Source organism: Pseudomonas sp. G7(2022), from assembly GCF_052660475.1.
This window is the reverse complement of record NZ_CP109659.1, coordinates 2,245,233-2,268,882: the sequence shown is the minus strand read 5'-3', so window position 1 is coordinate 2,268,882 and position 23,650 is coordinate 2,245,233. Positions and strand designations below refer to the sequence as shown.

General features: G+C 62.8%; 17 protein-coding genes. 7 read left to right on the top strand and 10 right to left on the bottom strand.

Going from position 1 to position 23,650, the window contains the following annotated elements; genetic code table 11:
* Positions 1 to 81: 81 nt before the first annotated feature.
* Together mnxG and NE357_RS10205 are read right to left on the bottom strand one after the other, a co-directional pair.
* Positions 82 to 5,907, bottom strand: coding sequence for a manganese-oxidizing multicopper oxidase MnxG (gene mnxG, locus NE357_RS10210; protein WP_169429726.1), 5,826 nt, complete (start codon positions 5,905 to 5,907; stop codon positions 82 to 84).
* Between the two features lie 202 nt (positions 5,908 to 6,109).
* Complete coding sequence (locus NE357_RS10205; protein ID WP_169429725.1) at positions 6,110 to 6,721, bottom strand: lytic transglycosylase domain-containing protein; 612 nt, start codon at positions 6,719 to 6,721, stop codon at positions 6,110 to 6,112.
* A gap of 202 nt (positions 6,722 to 6,923) precedes the next feature.
* Here NE357_RS10205 and gspG point away from each other — a divergent pair, with 202 nt between their 5' ends.
* The 3 genes from gspG to NE357_RS10190 all read left to right on the top strand — a co-directional run bounded on the left by gspG (position 6,924) and on the right by NE357_RS10190 (position 9,153).
* A complete protein-coding gene (gene gspG / locus NE357_RS10200; protein ID WP_169429724.1) occupies positions 6,924 to 7,352 on the top strand; it encodes a type II secretion system major pseudopilin GspG in 429 nt (142 codons plus the stop codon).
* Positions 7,353 to 7,366: 14 nt separating this feature from the next.
* Complete coding sequence (locus NE357_RS10195; protein ID WP_169429723.1) at positions 7,367 to 8,554, top strand: type II secretion system F family protein; 1,188 nt, start codon at positions 7,367 to 7,369, stop codon at positions 8,552 to 8,554.
* 95 nt (positions 8,555 to 8,649) lie between these two features.
* Positions 8,650 to 9,153, top strand: a complete 504-nt coding sequence (locus NE357_RS10190; RefSeq protein WP_169429722.1) for a hypothetical protein — start codon at positions 8,650 to 8,652, stop codon at positions 9,151 to 9,153.
* 126 nt (positions 9,154 to 9,279) lie between these two features.
* Here the strand turns inward: NE357_RS10190 and NE357_RS10185 are convergent, their stop codons facing one another.
* Positions 9,280 to 10,179 (bottom strand): LysR family transcriptional regulator, encoded by a 900-nt coding sequence (locus NE357_RS10185; RefSeq protein WP_169429721.1) that lies wholly within the window; start codon positions 10,177 to 10,179, stop codon positions 9,280 to 9,282.
* Positions 10,180 to 10,341: 162 nt separating this feature from the next.
* On the opposite strand from NE357_RS10185, the gene NE357_RS10180 reads away from it, so the two are divergent.
* Entirely contained in the window at positions 10,342 to 11,358 is a 1,017-nt protein-coding gene (locus NE357_RS10180) for an alpha/beta hydrolase (protein ID WP_169429720.1), read from the top strand.
* Between the two features lie 63 nt (positions 11,359 to 11,421).
* Positions 11,422 to 12,849, top strand: a complete 1,428-nt coding sequence (locus tag NE357_RS10175; protein WP_169429719.1) for a mechanosensitive ion channel family protein — start codon at positions 11,422 to 11,424, stop codon at positions 12,847 to 12,849.
* A gap of 283 nt (positions 12,850 to 13,132) precedes the next feature.
* On the opposite strand, the gene ycaC is transcribed toward NE357_RS10175, so the two are convergent.
* The 5 genes from ycaC to NE357_RS10150 all read right to left on the bottom strand — a co-directional run bounded on the left by ycaC (position 13,133) and on the right by NE357_RS10150 (position 17,853).
* Entirely contained in the window at positions 13,133 to 13,759 is a 627-nt protein-coding gene (gene ycaC, locus NE357_RS10170; protein ID WP_011333417.1) for an isochorismate family cysteine hydrolase YcaC, read from the bottom strand.
* A 69-nt stretch (positions 13,760 to 13,828) separates the two neighbouring features.
* Positions 13,829 to 15,667 carry an amidohydrolase gene (locus NE357_RS10165; protein ID WP_169429718.1) on the bottom strand — a complete coding sequence of 613 codons (1,839 nt, stop codon included), beginning with the start codon at positions 15,665 to 15,667 and terminating at the stop codon, positions 13,829 to 13,831.
* 45 nt (positions 15,668 to 15,712) lie between these two features.
* Positions 15,713 to 16,339 (bottom strand): antibiotic biosynthesis monooxygenase, encoded by a 627-nt coding sequence (locus NE357_RS10160; RefSeq protein WP_169429717.1) that lies wholly within the window; start codon positions 16,337 to 16,339, stop codon positions 15,713 to 15,715.
* On the bottom strand, positions 16,332 to 16,748 hold the full coding sequence (locus tag NE357_RS10155) for a DoxX family protein (RefSeq protein WP_169429716.1): 417 nt from the start codon (positions 16,746 to 16,748) through the stop codon (positions 16,332 to 16,334). The genes NE357_RS10160 and NE357_RS10155 overlap by 8 nt, the downstream gene beginning before the upstream one ends.
* 184 nt (positions 16,749 to 16,932) lie before the next feature.
* Entirely contained in the window at positions 16,933 to 17,853 is a 921-nt protein-coding gene (locus NE357_RS10150) for a LysR family transcriptional regulator (protein ID WP_169429715.1), read from the bottom strand.
* A 210-nt stretch (positions 17,854 to 18,063) separates the two neighbouring features.
* Between NE357_RS10150 and NE357_RS10145 the strand changes: the two genes are divergently transcribed.
* On the top strand, positions 18,064 to 18,465 hold the full coding sequence (locus NE357_RS10145; protein ID WP_169429714.1) for a helix-turn-helix domain-containing protein: 402 nt from the start codon (positions 18,064 to 18,066) through the stop codon (positions 18,463 to 18,465).
* Positions 18,466 to 18,472: 7 nt separating this feature from the next.
* Here the strand turns inward: NE357_RS10145 and NE357_RS10140 are convergent, their stop codons facing one another.
* The gene (locus NE357_RS10140; protein WP_169429713.1) at positions 18,473 to 19,042 is read right to left on the bottom strand and encodes a flavodoxin family protein; all 570 of its coding nucleotides are present in this window, start codon (positions 19,040 to 19,042) and stop codon (positions 18,473 to 18,475) included.
* Positions 19,043 to 19,375: 333 nt separating this feature from the next.
* Between NE357_RS10140 and NE357_RS10135 the strand changes: the two genes are divergently transcribed.
* A complete protein-coding gene (locus tag NE357_RS10135) occupies positions 19,376 to 22,162 on the top strand; it encodes an ATP-binding protein (RefSeq protein WP_169429712.1) in 2,787 nt (928 codons plus the stop codon).
* Here NE357_RS10135 and NE357_RS10130 read toward each other — a convergent pair.
* Entirely contained in the window at positions 22,124 to 23,596 is a 1,473-nt protein-coding gene (locus NE357_RS10130; RefSeq protein WP_169429711.1) for an ATP-binding protein, read from the bottom strand. The genes NE357_RS10135 and NE357_RS10130 overlap by 39 nt on opposite strands.
* Positions 23,597 to 23,650 lie beyond the last annotated feature (54 nt).

The following is a 23,650-nucleotide window of genomic DNA, read 5'->3' as shown; positions in this document are numbered from 1 at the left end:
GGCGTTCGGCGCTACACCATCCAAAACCGCATCGATCCCAATCGCCAGCAGGCTGGCTCCCACAAGGGAACTGCATTCCAGCTACTGAGCAGGCGGCGCCGGCTCCGGCTCATTGGTCACCCGCAGTAATCCCCACAGCCCCGAGGTGTTGCCATAGGCGGCGTAATCGCGGAACAGGTAGTCCCCCGGTATCGCGTTGCTGCCCCCGGCGCTCGGGATCATGAAGCTGAAGTGCGCCGCCGGCAGGATGCTTTCGTGAGCGCCGATGTACATCGACATCGGGTTGTAGCCGAAGCGCACCGAACCCACGCCCGGCGCACCCATCGGGTAGCCGCCGGTGTCGCTCTTCTCGGCCTGGAACGGGTTGAGCGACCAGACGTGTCCGTCGAGCTGGAACGTGGTGCCGCGACTGCCGCCGCTCGGCATCAGAATGTGCGTACGGAACGGCTGACCCGGTTTGGCATACAGCACCGGTGTCTGCGGATCGCCCCCCACCAGCGCATTGCTGTAGGCCATGTGCGCGTTGCTCATGTCGCCGTAACCCGCGCCATCGGCATGGCCGAACGGCGCATCCGGGGCGAGGCCGAAGCGGTACCACAAAGGTTCAGTCTTGTAGTTGATCGCCATGCTCGAGTTGTCCTGCGGATCGGTCGGCACACCGAAGCCCTCGGCAGCGATGCCTTCGACCGGCCGGCCATTGGCCCAGCGGGTGTTCAGCGCCTTGTGCCAGACCATGGCGAAGTCGCGGTAGGTCGTCTGCCCCGGTGCGGTGACCGTGGCGTTGACCTTGCGCGCATCGTCGACCCAGGTCGCGCCGATCGGCAGGATGCTCATCGCCCCACCCAGGCCTTTTTGCGGTTGCTTGATCACATCCGCCGGGGTGAAGTTCAGGCCACCGAACTCCACGGCCGTGGCGTTGATGTTGTCGACACTGCGGCCCAGTTGCGTGACCGGTTTGCCTTCACGCTCCAGGTGCCCGGCGTAGTACTGATAGGTCCGGGTCGGGTAGGCGCCGCTGCTGCCAACCCGTGGTGGCACGGTCTGGGTCGGGTTGGCGCCGACGTTGGTGCCGTCGGATTTGGTGATGTCGTAGGCCAGCAGTTGGGCGTGCAGCCCCACGTGGCTGGACGGCCGCATCAGGTTGTTGCTGAAGGTGGTCGAGCCCAGGCCGCTGTTGCGGTAGCGCTTGACCATGCCTAGCATCACTGCGGTCTGGGTCAGGTCCGGCATCACGCTCGGCAGACGGTTTTCCAGGGTGATGTTGATGCAATCCCCGGCCGCTGCGCGCAGCACCAGCGGTTCGACCGCAATGCCGGGTTTGAGCTTGCCGCTGACCGGATCGAGGTCGGATTTACGCACGTACAGGATCGCCGTCGGATCATGCAGCGGCCCGCTCTGGCCACCGATGGTGATGGTCGCGCCGTCCTCCGGATCAGTCACCGTGACTTGCGGGATGCTCACCGTGCGCGAGTTCAGCACCAGGGTGCCGCCCGCCGGATTCAGCGGCCCGCCGACATGCTGACCGAGCCCGGCCGAATCGCCGATGCTCAGGCCCAGCGGATTGCCGAGGATGTCGTTGGCCAGCGCCGCCACCACTTCATAGTTGCGCTGCACCGTCGGCCGGGTGCCGATGCCGTTGGGGTTGGCGCTGATCCGTGGGCAACTGCCTTCGAACGCCACGGTGTTGCGCATGCCGGCCGGACTCGGGTTGTTGGGGATGGCGAACAGGTCATTGCGTTTGGCCGTGTAGTTGCGCATCACCCCCCAGATCCCGCTCCAGTAGCCTTCGATCGAAGCGTCCATCGAGTACAGATAGTCACCGGTGGTCGCAGCGGAGCTGGACAGCATCGAAACAGGTGCGATGAAGCCCATCTGTTCGGAGATGCCGATCATCTGCGAGGCGCGCCAGCCAGAGTTGGAGCTGTTGCCGAAACCGGAACCGCTCTGCAGCCATTTCACGCCGTGCAGGGTGACGTTGTGCTCTTCCTCGTGGCCGCCGGCATGCACCCGCAGACGCACGTTGTCGCCGGTGTAGGTGCGCAGCATCGGGGTGAACGGATCGCCCGGCTCACTGCCGCCCTTGTTGATGTGCGGCGGGAACAGGGTGGTGCCGCCGGTCGGGCCGGTGGCGGCCGTCACCAGGTTCGGTGCCAGGTTCATCGCCGGGATCGCCCGGTCGGTACGGCTTTGCATGGCGTACGCCAGATCGCCGCCGAGGCCGTCGGCCTGCATGCCGCGCTTACCGTCCGGGCCAACCTTGTTCGGATCGTAGACCCGCAGGGCCAGCGGCTCGTTGCGATAGTTGACGACGAACATGCCGGGGTCATCCACGGAGATCGCTTGCGGGCACGGACGGCTCGGGCAGCCCGGCACCTGACCGCCCTGCACTTCCAGCACGCCTTCGAGCAGGGTGCTGGCGTTGTTGCGCACCGGCGGGTTGATCGCGTAGCGGAAGCTGTCGGCGGTAGCCGGGAACGCTTGCGGATTGGGCACGCCGTTGGGGCCGGCGCCCACGTACACCCCGGCTTCATAGGCGTGCTGGAAGTCGCTGTATTCCAGGAAGAACTCACGGAAGCTGTCGTTCTTGCCGTCGCCGTCGAGGTCGCCGGTGTTGATCACCGCCTGCCATGAAGTCGGCCCGCCGTCCTGCCGCGCGCCGCTGTACAGAGGCTCGCCGGTTTCGGCGTGGAACCAGGTGGAACCGGCCGGTTCCGCCAGCACCGTGGCATACAGGCCGATCTGCTGGTGAGTCGATGGGCCGAGGTGGTCGTGGGTGAAGATGGTGCCCAGCCCTCGATCCACGCCCTTGGCGTTGACCACCGGGTCGACGAACCAGCGTTGCATGGCCGTGCGCGCGCCCATCCAGTCACTGCGCCCGAACTGGCCGAAGAACGGATGCGCCTTGGCTTTCGGGCAGGCCTGGGTGCCGTCGCGCGGGTCGGTGCCTTCGCACTGGTTGAATTCGCGGATCGCGTGAATGCGTTCCTGAACGGCGCCCGGAGAGAGCACGCCGTCCTCGTAGTTCCAGCCGTTGGAAGAACCGTCGGCGGAGGTCAGGTCCCACTTCGGCAGGTGAATGTGCTGGCCGATCACGTCGGTCGGCGTGCGCACCTGATAGTCGTCCATCTCGTAGGTGGCGGGCACCAGGTTGGTTTGCTGGTATTGCACGCAGTCGAAGGTGTTCATGCGCATTACCAGCGGCTCTGGCGGACGCTGCTTGGTGATCACCGGCCAGGCGTCTTCCCACAGCGCCAGAATCCGGGCTTGCGGGAAGTGATAGCCGACCTTGTTGTAGACCGCATCGAACTGGATGTTGGCGGCCTTGTAGATCCGCGGCCGGTCGGCGGTGAAGGTCGAGGCGCCGACGAAGGACATGCCGTCCAGCCGGTCGCCGCTGGCGAATTCACCGCTGCCGGCGCTGCTGGTCAGGCGTTTTTGCCGGTCGTCCATGCACGGTTCGTAGTACGGCGCGCCGGCCATCGGCAAGGCGCCGTTGGTGCGAAAGGCCTTGGCCACGATCTGATTGCCGGGCAGCAAGGCAAAGCTTGGGTGATCCTTTTTCGCGTGGAATGCCATCGCGGCCTGTTCCACTTCAGTGCCCTCTTCGGGCAGGTAGATCGGTTTGGCGCGGGTGACTTCCTTGGAGAAGTCCAGCGAGGTGGTCACGGTGTGCGCCGCGCCTCCGGCTGATACACCATCGAGGGTGTGACGCTGCAAGCCGCCGTCCCAGCCGCCGGACTGATTCGGGTCAAGGTTGGCCCACAGCGCTTTGCCGCTGGCTTTCAACAATTGCGCGGTGGCGGCGTCGAGCATGTCCAGCGGTGGGGTGGGTGGACGCTGCCCCACCGAACTTTCCATGCCGCCGATCCAGAACGGATAGCCAGGGTTTTTCAGGCTGCCGTCGGCGTTGCGGTTGGCTTCACTGCGATCGACCAGTGCCAGTGAGCCAATGGCTTGCGAACCACCGTTACCGCCATGCTGTTCGCCGTCGTCATCGCCCACTTCTTCCTCATCGTGGCCGGCGACCAGGGTTTCACCGATTTTCGGCACCACCACCACTTTGCCCGGCATCGGGGCCATGGCTTTGCCGGGCAGCGGCACGACGGCAGGAATCGGCGTGCCGGCGATGATCTCGCCATCCGGCAAGGCGCGGGCACCGGCGGCCGGTTTACCGCTGCGCAGTGCGTAAGGTTCGCTGTGATAACCATCGGCGCCCTGTTGCGAGACTTCCAGCCGGGTGCCTTCTTCGAATACATCGTGCACCCGCCACATGGACCACATGCCCTGGGCGAAATGCGGGTAGAAGTGGCAGTGATAGATCGCATCGCCGGCCACCCGGTTGCGGTTGCCGGAGCCGCCGTTGGCGATTTCGTAGGTATAGCCGGCGCCTGGGCCGATGCCTTGGGCATCGACGTAGTCGGAGTTGTCGTCGTTGGGGTTGAACAGCCACTGATGGCCGTGCAGGTGGAAGATGTGCTGCTCGTGGCCGTTGTGGGTGTTGCGGAATTTGACGAAGTCACCGATGTAGCTGTGGTTGACGTTCGATGGCTCCGACGGATACAGGGCCATGGTGGCCTTGACGCCGACCTGATCGGCGCTGGGTGTCTGGCCGGGGGCGATGTTCTCAAGCCCGGTATTGGCCGGCACGTCCACCAGCATCGCCACGTCACCGACGGTGTGCGAGCTGAGGAAGAATTCTTCGTAGGCGCACGACAGGCAATCGTGCATCGGCCCCACGCCGAGGCGGTTGGCGACCACTTCAGCGCCCATACCGCCGGAACCGTAGTTGATCATGAACGAGTCGCGGGTCGGCTCCAGCACATGGGCCATGACCGGATCGGCCCAGTAGGCGGGGAAGGCCTGGGTGGCGGCGGTTTCGTCCTGGAACTGCGAGGCGAAATCGCGAAACGGCTCGAGGCGGTTGGGGATCGCCGGGTTGCGTTTGCCCATCGATTCCAGCGGATAGGTGCTGGGTGCAAAACTGCCATCGGCGTTGCTGCCCATGACAATTGCATCGCTTTCGCTGGAGATGATTTCGTTGCCGTCGACCATGCTGATGATCGGTGTACCGGCCTTGCCTTCGCGCAGCCACGGTTCACGCTGCGGGTAGCGGGCCTGGTAATCGACGATGGGGTGACCCGCTGGTGTGCGGCCGGTGGTGGCCAGACGCATTTCTTCTTCGGTGAGGGTGTTGCGATAGGTGCGTCCCGACTTCGGCACCACCACGACCTGGCCGAACAGGCCATTGGCGACGTTGCCGGCCGCGCCCTCCCCGCCGAATGTCGCGCCACGGCTGCTGACGGCGAACGCCCCTTCCCGCTCGGCGTACAGAACATAAGAACGGCTCGCCCCCGGCGGCACCAGGGTGTTGGCGTTACGCCCGGTGTAGGAGGAAATGTCGTCGATGCTGTTCACCGCTTGCAGGCCGTTGACCTGGAAACCGACATGGCGGTCGGCGACCTGTTCGTCGACCTTGAAGGCATCGGCGCCACCGGGGTTCACGGTGCCCTCCTCGCCTTCAGGCCCTTCGAAATGCTTGTTCGGATTGGCCTGGTAATCGAGCAGATTCTGCAGATTGATCGTCAGGCAATCACCGGCGGCCACCCGCAGCACCAGCGGCCGTGGACGCTTGTCCGCACGCAGCGACACCTTGCCCGGCAGCGCGCTGCCGCCATAGGCCAGCGAGACGTCATGGTCATCGACCACATCGCGGCGCAACGCGAACATCATCCCGTTGACGTTCTGCGCACCGAGGCGGTTGAACATCAGCGGTTGATCGAAGGCGACCACATTGGCCACCAGATTGCGCTCGCAGCGCACGGTGGCGCTGGCCAGTTCGACACTGAGCATCGACGCCAGCAACAGCAGCCAGTTCAACAGAGACGGTGCGTGGTGAATGCCAACCATGATCGGAAACCTCGCAGTGGGTGCTCACAGGGAATGATTCTCGACAAACCCGCTGGAGCAATCCGCATGCCACAAAATTTTGTATTACGGATCAATCAGTTACAGAAACCATTTGAGAGTCCGGGGGATTTTCCCCACCCGATTCCCCGTTTTTCCGACCCGGCGGATTTGCCCCGAAAGTGGGGAAAACCGGGTTGAAGGTTTACAACGGCGCGTCCGCCGCCAGCCCCTGCAAACGCCGGTACTGGCGCAGGACGCTGGGCACATAACGCTGGGTTTCAGCGAACGGCGGGATCACCCGCCCACGGCTCAACACCGCGTCGGGGCCGGCGTTGTAGGCCGCCACGGCCAAAGTGATGTCGTTGTCGAACAGGGTCATCAGGCGCTTCAGATACCGGGCCCCGCCCTGAATATTGGCCCGGGGGTCGTAGACATCGGTCACCCCCAGTTCCCGGGCGGTGTCGGGCATCAGTTGCATCAACCCGCCGGCCCCTTTGGGCGATGTCGCGCCGGGGTTGTAGTTCGACTCGGCGTTGATCACCGCGTGCAGCAGTGCTTCGGGCAAGTGATTGGCTGCAGCGGCAGCCGACACCAGCTCGGCGTAAGGCTGGTTGGCGATCAACTGCGGTTGTTGATCGAGGCTGACCACGGGCATTTGCGCCTCGTGAATCACCCGTTCGTAGGTGCGTCCGGGACGGTGAACGTTGGACAGTACATAACCGCCCCGGGTGTCCACGGAGACAAACACATCAGCTTCGGCGATGCCGGTCAGCAGCATGCAGCCAAGCAGTCCTGCGCAGATTGGATTGAGCATTGGGCCTCCCCTGACAGGCCCGGAAAATTGGGGGAAATGCCCCACTGACCTGTCGTGATTCAGCCGTACGCAAGCACTGTGCCGACTCTTGAAAAGCCCGTAATACAAGGGCTTCAGCCCGACCACAGAATTTATCGGGGGCTGAGCATGGCAATTGCATAAGCCCTTTCGGCGACACGGCTGCCACTCACGGGAGGTCATCATGAAGCTGCAATTTCGTCCGCGTGCCCAACGGGGTTTCACCCTGCTCGAATTGCTCGTGGTGCTGGTGGTGCTCGGCCTGTTGGCCGGGATCGTCGCGCCCAAATATTTCGCCCAGCTGGGGCGCTCCGAAGTGAAAGTCGCCAAGGCGCAGATCGAAGGCCTGGGCAAGGCGCTGGACTTGTATCGGCTGGAAGTCGGCCACTACCCGTCCACCGAACAAGGTTTGCAGGCGCTGGTCACCGCGCCGAGCGACGAGGCGAAATGGACCGGCCCGTACTTGCAGAAAAAGCTCCCGCAGGACCCGTGGGGCCGTAATTACACCTACCGCTATCCCGGCGAAAACGCCGAGTACGACTTGCTCTCGATGGGCAAGGACGGCCAGCCCGGCGGCGAAGGCGAAAACGCCGAAGTCACCAACTGGCAATGAGCGGAGCACACGGCATGCGTTTTCATCTGAAGGCAGTGGGCAAGGCAGGCGTGGTGTCGCTGAACATCGAGGCGCCCGGTCACAGCGAAGCGCGCCGCATCGCCGAGGATCAGGGTTTGCGCGTGGTCAGCCTGCATGCCGAGCGCCACTGGCGTTCGTTGCGCCTGAGCAAGCGTGAAACCTTCAATCTGGTGCTGTTCAGCCAGGAACTGACCACGCTGCTCAACGCCGGCCTGCCATTGATCGATGCACTGGAAAGCCTGGCAGAAAAAGAATCCGCCCCCGCTGCCCGCAAAACCCTGACTGAACTGGTGCGGTTGCTGTACGAGGGCAAATCGTTCTCCCAGGCGTTGGCTCAGTTGTCGGGGGTTTTTCCGCCGCTGTACGTGGCGCTGGTGCAGTCCAGCGAGAAGACCGGCGCGGTCGGCGATGCGCTGGGGCGTTATGTCAGCTATCGCCAGCGCATGGACGAGGTGCGGCAGAAGATCGTCAGTGCCTCGATCTACCCGTTGCTGTTGTTGGTGGTCGGCGGTGGCGTGGTGCTGTTTCTGATGGGTTATGTGGTGCCGCGCTTCAGTCTGGTGTTCGAAGGGCTGGGCTCGAACCTGCCATGGCTGTCACAGATGCTCATGAGCAGCGGCATGTTTTTGCACGCCCACCAGGCTGAGTTCTTCGGGATTCTGGCGGCGATCATTACCGCCCTCGCCGTGTTGCAGAAACAACCGGCGTTTCGCCGTGGGCTGGATCGGCTGGTGGAGAAACTGCCCGCCGTGCACCAGCGGATCTTCATGTATGAGCTGGCGCGGTTTTATCGCTCGCTGGGAATTCTGCTGCAAGGCGGGATTCCGCTGGTGACCGCCATGGGCATGGTGCGCGGTCTGCTCACCGTGGCCTCGCGGGCACGTCTGGACCAGGCCTGCGAGCGGGTGCGCGAGGGGCAGTCGCTGTCCACTGCGCTGGAGCTCAATCGACTGGTGACACCGGTGTCCCTGCGCCTGCTGCGCGCCGGCGAACAGTCCGGCAACCTGGGGCAGATGATGGAGCGCAGCGCCGATTTCTACGACGAGGAAATCAGCCGCTGGATCGAGTGGTTCGTGCGCCTGTTCGAACCGCTGCTCATGACCTTCATCGGCCTGTTGATCGGGGTGATCGTGATCCTGATGTACATCCCCATCTTCGAACTGGCTTCGAGTATCCACTGACCTCGGGAACGGGTCGGTTCACACACAAACAAGACACATCCACGTTCCCAACCAAGACAACAAAGACAACAAAGACAACAAAGACGGAGAACGATATGCACATTCAAAAGCTCATGCTCGCAATGGCCATCGGCGCAGTCCTGTCGGCGTCCACCGTATTGATCCCGGACAACCTGTCCGGGGTGTCCAGCGTTCAGGCCAAGGAAGGTGGAAGTGGGGGTGGAGGAAGCGGTGGTGGCGGCGGCGGAGGTAGTGGCGGTGGTGGCGGCGGAAATGGGGGCGGTGGTGGAGGCGGTGGCGGTGGCAGTGGCGGCGGCGGCAATGGCGGTAGCCACGGTGGCGGCGGCAGTGGTGGCAACAGTGGCAGTGGCGGCGGTGGAAACAGCGGCCACAGCGGTAGCGACCATGGCTCGGGCCATTCCGGTGACAGCGCTTCTTCAGGACGCAACGGCACCCACGCCGAAGCGGGCGACGATCATGGCGTTCATCGGGCCGGTGAAATCGGCGATGACCATGGCGTACACCGCGCAGGCGAGGCCGGCGATGACCATGGTGTACACGTTGGCGGCGAGCCGGGTGATGACAAGCGCGCCAACTAAATCACCTTGAAACGCCCTACCCCTGTGGGAGCGGGCTTGCTCGCGAAAGCGGTGGATCAGTCAATACAGGAATGACAGACCTGACGTTTTCGCGAGCAAGCCCGCTCCCACAATGTTTTGTAGCGCCTACAAAACGCCTTTTGTCTGATCCAGCCGCTCGCGCAAAAACTCGATCAACGCCTGCACCGGCCGCGATGCCTGACGATGTTGCGGGTACACCGCAGACAGAATCAGCGGCTCCGGACGCAAATCATCAAGCACCGGCACCAGCCGCCCATCCTTCAGCGCCGCGCCGACAATGAACGTCGGCAGATAAGTAATCCCCATCCCCGCCACCGCCGCATCCCTGAGCAACTCACCATTGTTGACCCGCATCCGCCCGGTGACATTCACCAGTTGCGGCTTGCCCTGCCCCGCGTTGAACCGCCATTGCACCGAACGTCCGTGGCCGTATGGCAGGCAGTCGTGACTGAGCAGGTCTTCCGGTTTGAGCGGTGTGCCACGCTCGGCCAGATACCCAGGACTGGCGCAATACACCCGCTCGATGGCGGCAATGCGACGGGCAATCAGGGTCGAATCTTCCAGCACGCCGATGCGCAGCGCCAGGTCGTAACCCTCGCCCAGCAGATCCACCGGCCGGTCGCTCAGGTCCACCTCCACCGTGACCTCGCGATAACGCTGCAAAAACGGTGGCAGCAAACAGCCCAGATGCGCCAGCGCAAACGACAGCGGCGCACTCACGCGAATCGCCCCCCGCGGCTCGGCGGTCTGCCCGGCGATGCCCTGCTCCACCGATTCCACTTCACCGAGCAAACGCAGCGCCGATTCGTAATAGCTCTGGCCCAGCGGCGTCACGTCCAGGCGCCGGGTCGAGCGGTTGAGCAAACGCACGCCAAGGCGCTCCTCCAGCTGCATCAACCGGCGGCTGACGAACTGCTTGGACAGGCCCAACTGATCGGCCGCCGCCGTGAAGCTGCCGGAGTCCATGACCTGGCAAAAAATACGCATGTCTTCGAACGGGTTCATTGTCACTCTCTGGTTGACAGTTAAACGCTTTATAGCCGCTTTTTCACTTTCCGGCACCTCATTAATCTGTGCTCACGGTGTTGCTGAGGCCTGAAGCCCAGCGCCACAGCAGCCCGATCCCAAGGCATACAAAAACTCAAACGACTTAAAAAGGAATTGCACATGAACATCAAGAAAACCCTCGCCGCTTCCCTCCTCGCCCTGTCCATCGGCAACGCCTTCGCCGCCGAAGGCACTGGGGTCGAACACACCACCCAGGCCTTCCTCGATGCCCTCGCCGCCGGCGGCGGCAAACCGCTGGAGCAACTGAGCCCGAAAGACGCCCGTGCGGTGCTGACCGGCGCCCAGGCTTCGGTGAAGGTTGACCTGTCCGGTGTTGAAGTCAGCGACAAGGCGATCAAGGTCGACGGCCAGACGATCAACCTGAAAGTGGTGCGTCCGGCCAAGGTCAAAGGCGATCTGCCGGTGTTCATGTTCTTTCACGGTGGCGGCTGGGTACTGGGCGACTACCCGACGCACCAACGCTTGATTCGTGATCTGGTGGTGGGTTCTGGCGCGGTCGCGGTGTATGTCGATTACACGCCGTCGCCGGAAGCACAGTACCCGACGGCGATCAATCAGGCTTACGCCGCGACGAAGTGGGTGGCGGAGCACGGCAAGGAGATCGGTGTCGACGGCAAGCGTCTGGCGGTGGCCGGCAACAGCGTCGGCGGCAACATGGCGGCGGTCGTGGCGCTGATGGCCAAGGAACAGAAATCCCCGGCCCTGCGCTTCCAGTTGCTGATGTGGCCGGTGACCAACGCCGGGTTCGATAACGGCTCGTACCAGCAATTTGCCGAGGGCCACTTCCTGACCAAGGGCATGATGCAGTGGTTCTGGGACAACTACACCACCAACCCGGCCGAGCGCGCGCAGATCCACGCCTCGCCGCTCAACGCCAGCGCCGAACAGCTCAAGGGCCTGCCCGCCGCGCTGGTGCAGACCGCCGAGTTCGACGTGCTGCGTGACGAAGGCGAAGGCTACGCCCGTCATCTCGACGCGGCGGGTGTGCCGGTGACCTCGGTGCGCTACAACGGGATGATTCACGACTTCGGCCTGCTCAACCCGCTGAACGGCATACCTGAAGTGAAGGCCGCCGTGCGTCAGGCCGCGGCAGAACTGAAGACCCATCTGAACTGAGTCCAGCCACTCGCCACACCTTCGGGTGTGGCGTTTTCTTTGGTGCCCGCCGGAGTTCATCCCATGAGCCTTTTTTCTGCCCACCTGCTGTCCTGGAGCGCCCTGTTGCTGGTGCTCGACGCCCTGCTCTGGCACCTCGCGCCGTTCAAGCATCGTGCGCAACGGGTCGGTGTGCGGCTGGTGCTGTTTCTGGCCTTCAGCGCGCTGATCATCAATGCCGGCGTCAGCCCGTTGCAGGCGCCGTTGTTTGCCGATGACCCGGTTGCCCAGCTTGGCGCAACGGCCTTGGGGATTTTCTGGTGGCTGTACGCCGCGCGGGCGCTGACCGAAGTGATCGGCCTGATCCTGATGCGCCGCATCGGCCACAGCGGCCGGCTGTTGCAGGACGTGATCGGTGCGCTGGTGTTTCTGGCGGCCATCGTCGCAGCGGCCGGTTATGTGCTGGAGCTGCCGGTGAAAGGCCTGCTCGCCACCTCCGGGGTGTTCGCCATCGTGGTCGGTCTGGCGCTGCAAAGCACCTTGAGCGACGTGTTCTCGGGCATCGTGCTCAACACCACCAAGCCGTATCAGGTGGACGATTTTGTGGTGATCGACGGCGTCGAAGGCAAGGTGCTCGACATCGACTGGCGCGCCACACATCTGCTGACCGGCGCCGGAACCCTGGCCGTAGTGCCGAACTCGGTGGCGGCCAAGGCCAAAATCGTCAACCTCAGCCGCCCGAACAACCTGCATGGCGTGTCGATCAGCATCAAGGTGCCGAACCACATCCGTCCGCGCCGCGTGCTGGACGCCCTCGACCGCACGCTGCAAGGCAGCAGCAGCCTGCTGCTGACGCCGGCGCCGAAAGCAGTACTGAAAGAGGCCGGCGAAGAAATGTCGGAATACGTGGCCAGCGGTTTTATCGCTGAACTGGGCAAGAAAGGTGAGGTGCGCAATCAACTGTTCGACCTCGCCCACCGTCATCTCGAAGCGGCCGGCATTTCGCGCCACCCCGATGGCGTGATCGAACCTTCGACCCGCGCCCGTGCCTTGCTCGATGAAGTGAAAATCTTCCGCTCGCTCAGCCATGAAGAACGCGATCGCCTCGCCGAATCGATGGTCGCGCAGCAGTACAGCGCCGGGCAGGTGGTGCTTGATCTTGAGGAAGTGCCGGACAGCCTGTTCGTGATCGCCACCGGCGTGGTCAGCGCCAGCGTGCCGGATGGCAACGGTTTCACCGAGGCTGGGCGCATGGGGCCAAGCGAGGTCATGGGCGAGCAAAGCATCCTCGCGGATACGCCTTCGCAGGCGACGTTTACCGCACTGACGTCCTCGATCATTTATCGCCTCGACAAGAACCTGACTCGCCAGTGCATGGAGCAGCGCAGTGAAGTGGGCCAGGCGTTGAACAAGTTGCAGGCGGTGCGGCAGCAGAACAGTCGGCTGGCGTTGATGGCCAAGCCTGTGCCGGTTCGCAAGGGCGGGTTTTTGGGGTGGTTGCAGAAGCGATAATGTTTGCGGGTTCAGAATCGTTGCCACCTTCAAGATCTACCCCCTCACCCCAGCCCTCTCCCCCAGGGGGGCGAGGGGGAAAGGGGGCGGATCTCCATGCTGTTCGGGTCCTGAGTACGACTCAAAACTTCCAGGTCGATGTATTTCTCCCAAACACCTCAATCGGCCCCCTCTCCCTCCGGGAGAGGGCTGGGGTGAGGGCTGGTTCTCAAATTGAAATACCCCCCTATCAACACCGCAAAAAAATGCCCGCTCTTCAGCGGGCATTTTTTTCTTCTACCGATTACTTGGCAGTGAACTTGGTGTAGCTGTTGATCAGGTTGCGGTAGTTAGGCAGACGCTGGGACAGCAGGTTCGCCAGGCCTTCCATGTCGTTGCGCCAGTCGCCCTGCAGCTCGCAGGCTACAGCGAACCAGTTCAGCAGGTGCGCGCCGGCAGCCGACATGCGCGCCCACGCCGCTTGTTGCACGGTGGTGTTGAAGGTGCCGGAAGCGTCGGTGACCACGAACACTTCGAAGCCTTCAGCGATGGCCGACAGGGTCGGGAACGCCACGCACACGTCAGTCACCACACCGGCGATGATCAGTTGCTTGCGGCCGGTGGCCTTGATGGCCTTGACGAAGTCTTCGTTGTCCCAGGCGTTGATCTGGCCAGGACGGGCAATGAATGGCGCGTCCGGGAATTGCTCTTTCAGTTCAGGCACGATCGGGCCGTTCGGGCCGCTGTCGAAACTGGTGGTGAGGATGGTCGGCAGGTTGAAGAACTTGGCGATGTCACCCAGTGCCAGCACGTTGTTCTTGAACTCGTTCGGCGAGAAATCCTGCACCAGCGAGATCAGGCCGGTCTGGTGGTCGACCAGCAGAACCACGGCGTCGTCTTTGTTCAAGCGTTTGTAAGGAACGTTGCTCATGTGAAACTCCTCGATGGATGGTTGTTGCGGGGAGCGCCGCTCACGCAGAACGGCGCTTTTTCAAAAGGATCAGAAAGCGAAGCAGGAGCAACCGAACGCGCCCCAGAAACCGGCGAAATCGCTGACCGGCGCATTCGACATCCGCGCTTTTTCATGGCTGTGGGTATGCACCGCGCACGGGCCGCTGCATTGATGCACCTGCGCCTGCAATGGCGAATTCGGGCGCCAGTGGCCCGGCACCTTCACCACCGGCGACCAGTCCGGCAGCACCGGCAGCGAACGTGGGCCGAGGTCTTCGAAGTCGCCAGCGGCGTACACGATCTTGCCGCCGACCACGGTCAGCACCGACTCGATCCACTTGATCGCTTCTTCTTCGACGTGGAAGAAGTCCGCGCTCAGCGCTGCCAGATCCGCCAGTTGCCCGACCTTGATCTGGCCTTTCTTGCCCTGCTCGGACGAGAACCAGGCGCTGCCGTGGGTGAACAGTTCCAGCGCGGTGGTGCGTGGCAAACCTTCTTCGTACAGTGCCAGACCGCCAACGGTGCGACCGCTGACCATCCAGTACAGCGAAGTCCACGGGTTGTAGCTGGAAACACGAGTGGCATCGGTGCCCGCGCCGACCGGCACGCCTTCGGCGAGCATGCGTTTGATCGGTGGCGTGGCTTCGGCAGCCTGTTTGCCATAGCGATCAACGAAGTATTCGCCCTGGAACGCCATGCGATCCTGAATCGCGATACCACCGCCCAGCGCCCTCACCCGTTCGATGTTCTGCGGGGTGATGGTTTCGGCGTGGTCGAAGAACCACGGCAAGCCGTTGAACGGAATGTCGCGGTTGACCTTCTCGAACACATCGAGCATGCGGCTGATGGATTCGTTGTAGGTGGCGTGCAGACGGAACGGCCAGCGCTGTTCGACCAGATGGCGTACCACCGGCTCCAGCTCCTGTTCCATGGTCTGCGGCAGGTCCGGGCGCGGTTCGAGGAAGTCTTCGAAGTCCGCCGCCGAGAACACCAGCATCTCGCCAGCGCCGTTGTGGCGCAGGAAGTCATCGCCCTGATGCAACTTGACGCTGCCGGTCCAGTTCTGGAAATCGGTCAGCTCTTCCTTCGGCTTCTGGGTGAACAGGTTGTAGGCGATGCGCACGGTCAACTGGTCGTCTTTGGCCAGTTGTTCGATCACCTGATAATCGTCCGGGTAGTTCTGGAAACCGCCGCCGGCATCGATGGCGCTGGTCAGACCGAGGCGATTGAGCTCGCGCATGAACTGACGAGTCGAGTTGACCTGATATTCCAGCGGCAGCTTGGGCCCCTTGGCCAGCGTCGAGTACAGAATCATCGCGTTCGGCCGCGCCACCAGCATGCCGGTCGGGTTGCCGTTGGCATCACGCACGATCTCGCCACCCGGCGGGTTCGGCGTGTCGCGGGTGTAGCCAGCCACGCGCAACGCGGCGCGGTTGAGCAGCGCGCGGTCATACAGGTGCAGAATGAACACCGGGGTGTCCGGCGCCGCCTGGTTGATTTCTTCAAGGGTCGGCATGCGTTTTTCGGCGAACTGGAATTCGTTCCAGCCACCCACCACGCGCACCCATTGCGGGGTCGGCGTGCGATCGGCCTGATCCTTGAGCATGCGCAGCGCATCGGCCAGCGACGGCACGCCCTCCCAACGCAATTCGAGGTTGTAGTTCAGGCCGCCACGGATCAGGTGCAAGTGCGAGTCGTTGAGCCCGGGAATCACACAGCGACCCTTGAGATCGACCACTTGCGTACCTGCGCCGCGCAGGGCCATGGCCTGCGTATCGTTACCGACGACGACAAAGCGTCCGTCCTTGATCGCCACCGCACTGGCGAGAGGTTTTTCGCGGTCTACCGTATGAAATTGGCCATTGAACAGAATCAGATCGGCGTTCATCGCAGTTCCTTCGAGATAAGTGAAACGAAGCCCGGACCCACCGCTTCAGCGCGGCGGGTTGGCGTTGGATTCCAGGTGTTCATGGGGCTGACTGGCGGTCAGCCATGGCGCGAACAATCGGGTGGCGGCCGGCATGCACACGTAGACCACCGACACCACGATGGTCAGGGTGATCAGGAACGTGGCGACCACGTAGTTGGACAGGAACGCATTGAGTTGCAGCAGCGGCCCCCAGATCAGCGGCACCAGCAAGGTGTGCGGCAGGATCACCAGCAGCGTCACCACGGCCTGCTTCCAGCGCGGTGGCGGCGACCCGGCCTCGGCCAGCGGCGTGAACCAGAATTCGTTGGCTGCGTTGACTTCGGTCTGGTCGCCGTCGGCGAGCATGGGCGCGGCTTCATCGATCAGCTTCTGACGTTGCGGCGAGTCGAGCCAGCGCTGCATCGCGTCGGTCGAGCAGTAACGCAGCACGCAGGTGAACAGCGCGAGCCCGCCCTGCTGGCTGCGCATAACATCCACGCCAAGATGCCCTTCTTCGCGCCCCGCCACGCTGACGATATTGCGCAGCCACGCTTCGTACGGCTGTTCGAAACCGGCCTTGACCCGGTGCTTGACGATCAGCGTCACGGTTTCTTCGGGTCCCGGTTTTTTCGGGTTCTGGGCATCAGGCATAACGGAGCACTCCGGGCAAACGAACATTGAGCGCCAGCCGTCCCGGCCCGGCGATCAGAACAGTGGTGAAGAGGATCAGCAGCAACCAGCCGAACTGCCCTTCGGCCACACTCCATTGCGGATGCACGACCAGCAACGCCACCAGCAGCACAAACAGAATAGGCAAGCACGCCAGACGCGCCAGCACCCCGGCGACGATCAGCAGTGGGCAGAGGACTTCGGCGAAGATCGCCAGAATCAAAGTGAGGTGGGAACCGAGGTGGAACGGGTCCTCGATCTGTTGCAGTTGCGCAGTGAAATCCAGCAGCTTGGGCAAGCCATGGACGAACAGCAGAAACAAGCCGCCGGTGACCCGCAGGAACAGCAGGCCGAGGTTTTGCGCCTGGTCATTGCGTTGTATAGCGTTCATGGGCCCACCCTTGATCAATCATTGCAGGCCATGGTGCAACGATTGATCGGGGGGGAAATTGGATGGGTGTGCTCTCTTTGCGAAAACACACAGAACGCAAGAACGACACAAAATCATTGTGGGAGCGAGCAAGCTCGCTCCCACAGGGTTACAAGGCGACAAACGAATTGTGTTTCAGGTCTTGTTACACCGGAATATCCAGCGATACCGACATGAACTGACTGATCCGCGACCGCAGCCATTTCTCCGCCGGATCGTTGTCATGCACCCCGCTCCAGGCCATCGACAGCTGCGCCGCATCGATGGGGAACGGAGGATCCTCAGCCCGCAACGAACATCCTTCGACCAACGCACATGCCGCGTAATCCGGCACGGTGGCGATCATCTCGGTGCCGGCGAGCAAGGCGCGCAAACCGCTGAACTGTGGCACGCCGAGCACCACGCGGCGGCTGCGGCCGACCTTGGCCAGGTCCACGTCGATGTTGCCGCTCAGATCACCCGAGAACGACACCATCGCGTGGGGTCGCTCGCAGTATTCATCGAGGGTCAGCGGCCCCGGGCGGTCATCGCCGCGCAGAACCTTGCAGGGAATGTCGCGCAGTTTCTTGCGCTTGGCGTTGGCCGGCAGATCGGTGGTGTAGCTCACACCAACGGAGATTTCCCCAGACGCCAACAGCGTCGGCATCAGCAGGTAGTTGGCGCGACGCACCACGACCACAATCCCCGGCGCCTCTTCCTGCAACTGGCGCAGCAATGGCGGAAACAGACCGAACTCGGCGTCATCCGACAGGCCGATGCGGAAGACGTCGCAACTGGTGGCCGGATCGAATTCCTTGGCCCGGCTGACCGCGCCGGAAATCACGTCCATCGCCGGTTGCAGCTCCTGAAGAATCGCCAGCGCCCGCGCCGTCGGTTCCATGCCGCGACCGTTGCGCAACAGCAATGGGTCGTCGAACAGATCGCGCAGGCGTCCCAGCGCCGCGCTCACTGCCGGTTGGCCCATGAACAGTTTTTCGGCGACGCGGGTCAGGTTCTTTTCGAACATCAGTGCTTCGAAGATCACCAGCAGGTTCATGTCGACGCGGCGCAGATCGTTTCGGTTCATGGGCGTGTTTTCCTTTTTGGCCAGGCGCAAGTGCTACGCACTTTACTAGATCGGCGGCCATTCGAAATCAGGTCCGGCCGCGGAATTAACAACGTTTAACTCGTCAGTCTTTGCCCTGCGCCAAACAATGAAACCCTCTGCACAGCGTTGTTTCATTGACCTGTGGGAACGCACCGACCGTGTACTCCCGCCCCCGATAGGTACTTGGCCATGGCTCCTTCTCAGCAAACCGTCGCCCGCGTCCCTGCCAGCGAATCCCGCAAAATCGGCACCGGGGGCCTCAGCCCGCAGCGGGAACGACTGGTGAAACAATTGATCCTGGAACGATTGGGCGAACCCCTGGAGGTCACTGAGCTGGCCAGTGCCTGTGCGTTGTCACGCAGTCATTTTTCCCGGGCGTTCAAATGCAGCACCGGGCTCTCGCCACAGGACTGGATCCGCACCCAGCGGATCGCCCGGGCCAAACTGTTGATCCAGCACACCGATCACAGCCTGACGCAGATCAGCCTGGAGTGCGGCTTCTGCGATCAGTCGCACTTCTGTCATATTTTCACTCGCAGTGAAGGGATCAACCCGTTTGCCTGGCGCTGTCAGGTCATGAAAAAACGTTGAGCCGCTTTCATCCCCGGGCCATGCGCTGAGCCAGTCGCGCCACCCGCTCCCCCAGATGCACAGCGGTCAGGCGGTCCTCCAGCGGAGGGGCGTGCTCGGGCGGTTTCTCGACAGACGATTGGGACATGGCCCCAAGGGAGCTGCCAAGGCGATTCAACTGGCCGTCGAAGCCACTGGCGCCAGCACGGGCCGGCAGCAGATCAAGCCCGACCCAGATCATCGAATGCTGGGCCGCGAACACCGCCATTTGCAGCAGGGTATTGAGTTTGTCGCCGCACAGACTGCCGGAGTTGGTGAATCCTGCGGCGAGTTTGTCGCGCCACGGCCGAACCAGATAGAACGACGCCGTGGCTTCCATGAATTGCTTGAACGCCGCCGACGCACTGCCCATATAAGTCGGCGCGCCGAAAATGATCGCATCGGCACGGTGCAATTCGTCCCAATGGGCCTCCACATCCTCCACCGCCAACAGCAGGCAGGTACTGCCCAAGTGGCGCTGCACACCTTCGGCCACAGCCTGGGCCATGACGCGGGTGTGCCCGTAGCCACTGTGATAGACCACTACTACCTTGCTCATCGCAGCGTCCTCTAGACGTATGCACTCCATTGCCTTGGAGTTTTGGCTCTGGAGCAGGCGTGGACGAGTTAATCGTTGTTAATTTTCCTCCTCTGTCGGGCAGGCAGGCACAGGTTCGAGCCTTTAAATACGGTAGTGATGACGCCGCATACCGATAGATGCTCCAGCAGCAAACCTTTGTGCGCATTGCGCTGACACCCAATCCTGAGGAATATGCTCGGAAACGGCGGACCAGACGGCTTGCATGACCTTCAAGTCGCCATCCGCCCTGCCCGTCACGGTTTTTTCACCTACGCCGGGGCAGGATCACAAGAACAATGAAGGAGTGAGCGGTTGAGTCTTTCCCCGAATCAGGCCATCGGTTTCGGCCCCTATCGGATCCACACTGACCAGCGCCTGGTGCTCGAGGGCGACCAGCCTTTGCGCCTGGGACGCCGTGCCATGGACATTCTGCTGATCTTGCTGGCCAACGCCGGCGAGGTGGTGAGCAAGCAGCAATTGATCGCCGAAGTCTGGCCGGACAGCGTGGTGGAAGACATCAACTTGCGCGTGCACATGGCAGCCTTGCGCAAGGCGCTCGGCGACGGTCAGGCCGGGCAGCGCTACATCGTCACGGTGGCGCAGCGCGGTTACAGTTTCGTCGCGCCGATCCTGTTGCAGTCCATCGAACAGCGCCCCGCCGCCGCCCCTATCGGCCGACATAACCTGCCATTGCGGCGCACACGGATGATCGGCCGCCAGACCGTGATCGACAACCTGATGGCGCAATTGCCGAAAAAGCGCTGCATCACCCTGGTCGGCCCCGGCGGCATCGGCAAGACCACCGTGGCCTTGCGCGTCGCCGAGCAACTGATCGGTCGTTATCGCGACGGGATTCGTCTGCTGGATCTGGCGCCACTCAACGATCCGGGCTCGATCTGCTCTCACCTCGCCGCCCTGCTGGATCTTTCATTGCACGACAATGAACCGATGGCCTGCCTGATCAACAGCCTGCGCGAACGGCAGATGCTGCTGGTGATCGACAACTGCGAGCACCTGATCGACGCCGTGGCGCTGCTTGGCGAGAGTCTCCTGCGTGGCGCGCCGCAGGTGCATATCCTGGCCACCAGCCGCGAAAGCCTGCGCGCCGAGGGCGAGTATGTGCAGCGCCTGGAATCCCTCGACTGCCCGCCACCGATTGCGGTGCTCGACCGAGATCAGGCAATGGAATTCTCCGCACTGCAACTGTTCGTCGAGCGGACGATGGCCGCCCACGAGCACTTTGAGCCGGACAATGCCGACCTGCCCGTGATCATCGAAATCTGTCGCCGGCTGGATGGCATCCCGCTGGCGTTGGAATTGGCTGCCGCGCAAGTAGCGAACCTCGGCCTGGGCGGTTTGCTGAGCCAGTTGCAGGGGCGTCTGCCGGCAGGCAATCAGACCAGTCTCGGACGCCATGAAACCTTGCGCGCCACGCTGGACTGGAGCTTTAACCTGCTCAACGCCTGCGAGCAGACCGGTCTGCGTCGCCTGGGTGTATTTCGTGGCGCCTTCACGCTGGAGTCTGCTGCCGCGGTGATCGTGGGCCAGCATATCGAGCCTGGCGAAGTGTTCGCCTCGATCACGCAATTGGTCGCCAAATCGCTGCTCAATGTCGAGGTCGGCGATGAAGAAGTGTTCTATCGCCTGCTCGACACCACTCGCCGCTATGCCCTGGAAAAACTCGAGCAGGCTGCCGAACTCGGCGAATCCCGTGAGCGTCATGCCGAACGCTGCCTGGCACTGATGCATCAGGCCCAGGCCGAATGGGAAAACACGCCGACCGGGGTGTGGATCGAGCGCTACGCCCGAGGATTGGAAGATCTGCGGGCAGCGCTTGAGTGGACACTGAACGATGAAGGCTCGCGTCATCTTGGCGTGCGCCTGACGGCCACTTCGGCGCCGTTGTGGCAGGAGCTGTCCTTGCTCAAGGAGTACGGCGTTCATGTGCGTCGGGCACTCGCGTTGCTCGCGTCATCGGAAGAACCCTGTCCGCGCCTGGAAATCGCCTTGAAACTGGCCCTCGGCAGCGCCTGTTACCACACCTGGGGCGGCACGCCGGAGACTATCGAAGCGTTCGTCAGCGCCCGTCTGCTGGCACAGAAGCACGACGACATGGCCGGCCAGTTGCGTGCCGTGTCAGGGCACATGGCGGTCAATCTCAGTTGCGGCCATTACCGCATGGCGCTGGAGCAGAGCGAGCAATTTGAAACCCTCGGCCTGCACGGCGACGCGCAATTGTCCTTGAGCACCCACCGTTTGCGGGTGCTCGCCCTGCACTACGCCGGCGATCAGCACCAGGCACGGATCCACGCCGAGCAGGTGATCCAGCGCATGGCTCAAAGCGGCCACCTCAACCGCTTCACCCACGGTTTCGGCGTGCAATACGATCAGAGCGTCGCCTCACTGACCGTCCTCGCCCGGGTGCTGTGGCTGCAAGGTTTTCCCGAACAGGCGTGGCGTACGGCGCGGCAGGCGCTGGACATCGCAATGCAGATCAACCACGGCACCTCGATCTGCTACACCCTGGCACTCGCCTCGTGCCTGATCGCCCATTACAACGGAGATACACAGAACGCCCGGGCGCTGCTGCAACTGTTGCTCGAACAGGCGCAGAAGCATTCGGTGCTGCTGTTCTACACGTGGGCGCGGCACTACGCGCAGGTGATTGACGCCGACAAATCCCCCGCCATCCCGCCCGCCGACAGCGGTCTGGTCAGGGAAATCATGGTCACGCTGGATCCGGGTTTCGTTGACGATGCACTGCTTGAACGAGCACAAAGCGGCGCGGCCGGCTGGAGTACTGCGGAGATTTTGCGGGCCCGGGCCGAGCGATTGCTGGCCGCTGAATCGCCCTGTCACCACACGGTCGAAAGCGCCTTGCAGCAATCGCTCGAGATTGCCCGGACCCAAGGTGCCCTGGCCTGGGAACTGCGCAGCGCAACGTCGCTGGCGCAGGTGTGGCAGCGTCAGTCGCGCTATCGTGAGGCACTCGATTTGCTGACGCCGGTCTACCAGCGCTTCACCGAAGGCTATGCCACCCCGGACTTGCGCAAGGTGCGCTTACTGCTCGACGAACTGCGCGGTCAGTCGGCCGCTTGAGCTCAGGCGCGTGCGGCACAGATAACGCGCATGCCGACGCTCGACTTCATTCAGCTCGCCGCCCTGCTCCAGCTGTTCGCGGGCATAGCGACGCGTGGTGTTGAGCATTCGATAGCGCAATGTCCCACTGGATCGATCCATCGTCAGTAACGACATGGCCGCCAATTGCTCAACGACTGCCACCAGTGTCGAGGGTGGCAATTGCGCGCAACTGATCACACCGATTGCGGCATCCAGAGTGAACGCCATCCTGAACACCGACAACCGTTGCAGCACGCGCTGTTCCTGTTCGCTCAAGCGCTGATAACTCCAGTCCAGTGCGGCCTTCATCGACTGGTGGCGTGGCACGGCCGTCCGCCGACCGTGACTCAAGACCTGCAGACCGTGGTCCAGTTGAGACTGCAACCCGACCAACGCCAGCGCATCGATCTGCGCTGCTGCCAGTTCGATCGCCAGGGGCAGACCATCGAGTCGCCGACAGATATCGCGCACCGTTTCCAGATCCTGCTCACGCAGACAGAAGCCGTGCTGACGCGCACGGGCCCGACTGACAAACAGTTGCACCGCCGAATAGCCCATGACTTCATCGACACTGTTGAGCGCCGAGGCTTTGGGAAGGGTCAGGGGCGGCAGTGGCTGCAGAACTTCCAGACCGAGACGCAACGGTTCGCGGCTGGTGGCAAGGATCGACAGACGGGGCGCTGCGTCGAGCAGTGTTTCCAGCAGGCTGCGGCAGGCTTCAAGCAGGTGTTCGCAATTGTCCAGCACCAGCAACGCGTGGCGCCCCGCCAGTGTGGGGAAATCGATGTCGAGGGTTTGCAGCAGGTGATCGAGGAGCGGGGTGTCTTCGTCGATCAGCGACAGATCGACCTGCCACACGCCGTCACGAAAATGTTGCAGCAGCAGCTCCGCTGCACGCAGTGCTACCGTGCTTTTGCCGACGCCGGCAGCTCCCGTCACTGTCATGAGCCGGGACAAGGGCAGTTGCCGAACCAGACTGCCGACCAGCGAATCGCGACCTGTGACCGGCATCAACCGTGCAGGCAGATTGTGCTGCGGCACTTGCAGACTTTCGAACACCACTTGCGCAACAGCGTCGCTCTGTACCGGCGCGACGAAGCTGTACCCGCGTTGTGGCACATTGATGATATAGCGCTGACCGTTCTCGCCGTCGCCAAGCGCCCGACGCAACGCCGCGATGTGCACCCGCAGATTGATTTCCTCGACCACCGACGTCGGCCACACCAGCGCGATCAACTGCTCCTTGCCGACCACCTGACCGGCACGCTCGACCAGCACTTGCAGAATGTCCAGCGCACGACCGCCCATGCGCAGTTGCCGATCCCCCTCGAGGATCAACCGTTGCCGCAAATGGAATGCGTACGGGCCGAAACGCAGGACCGACGCCGAGCTCAATTCGTAAAGACTGTTCATGTCCGTTATCTTCGCAGGCATCGATGACGGCACAACCACCATGCGGGGCCCAGC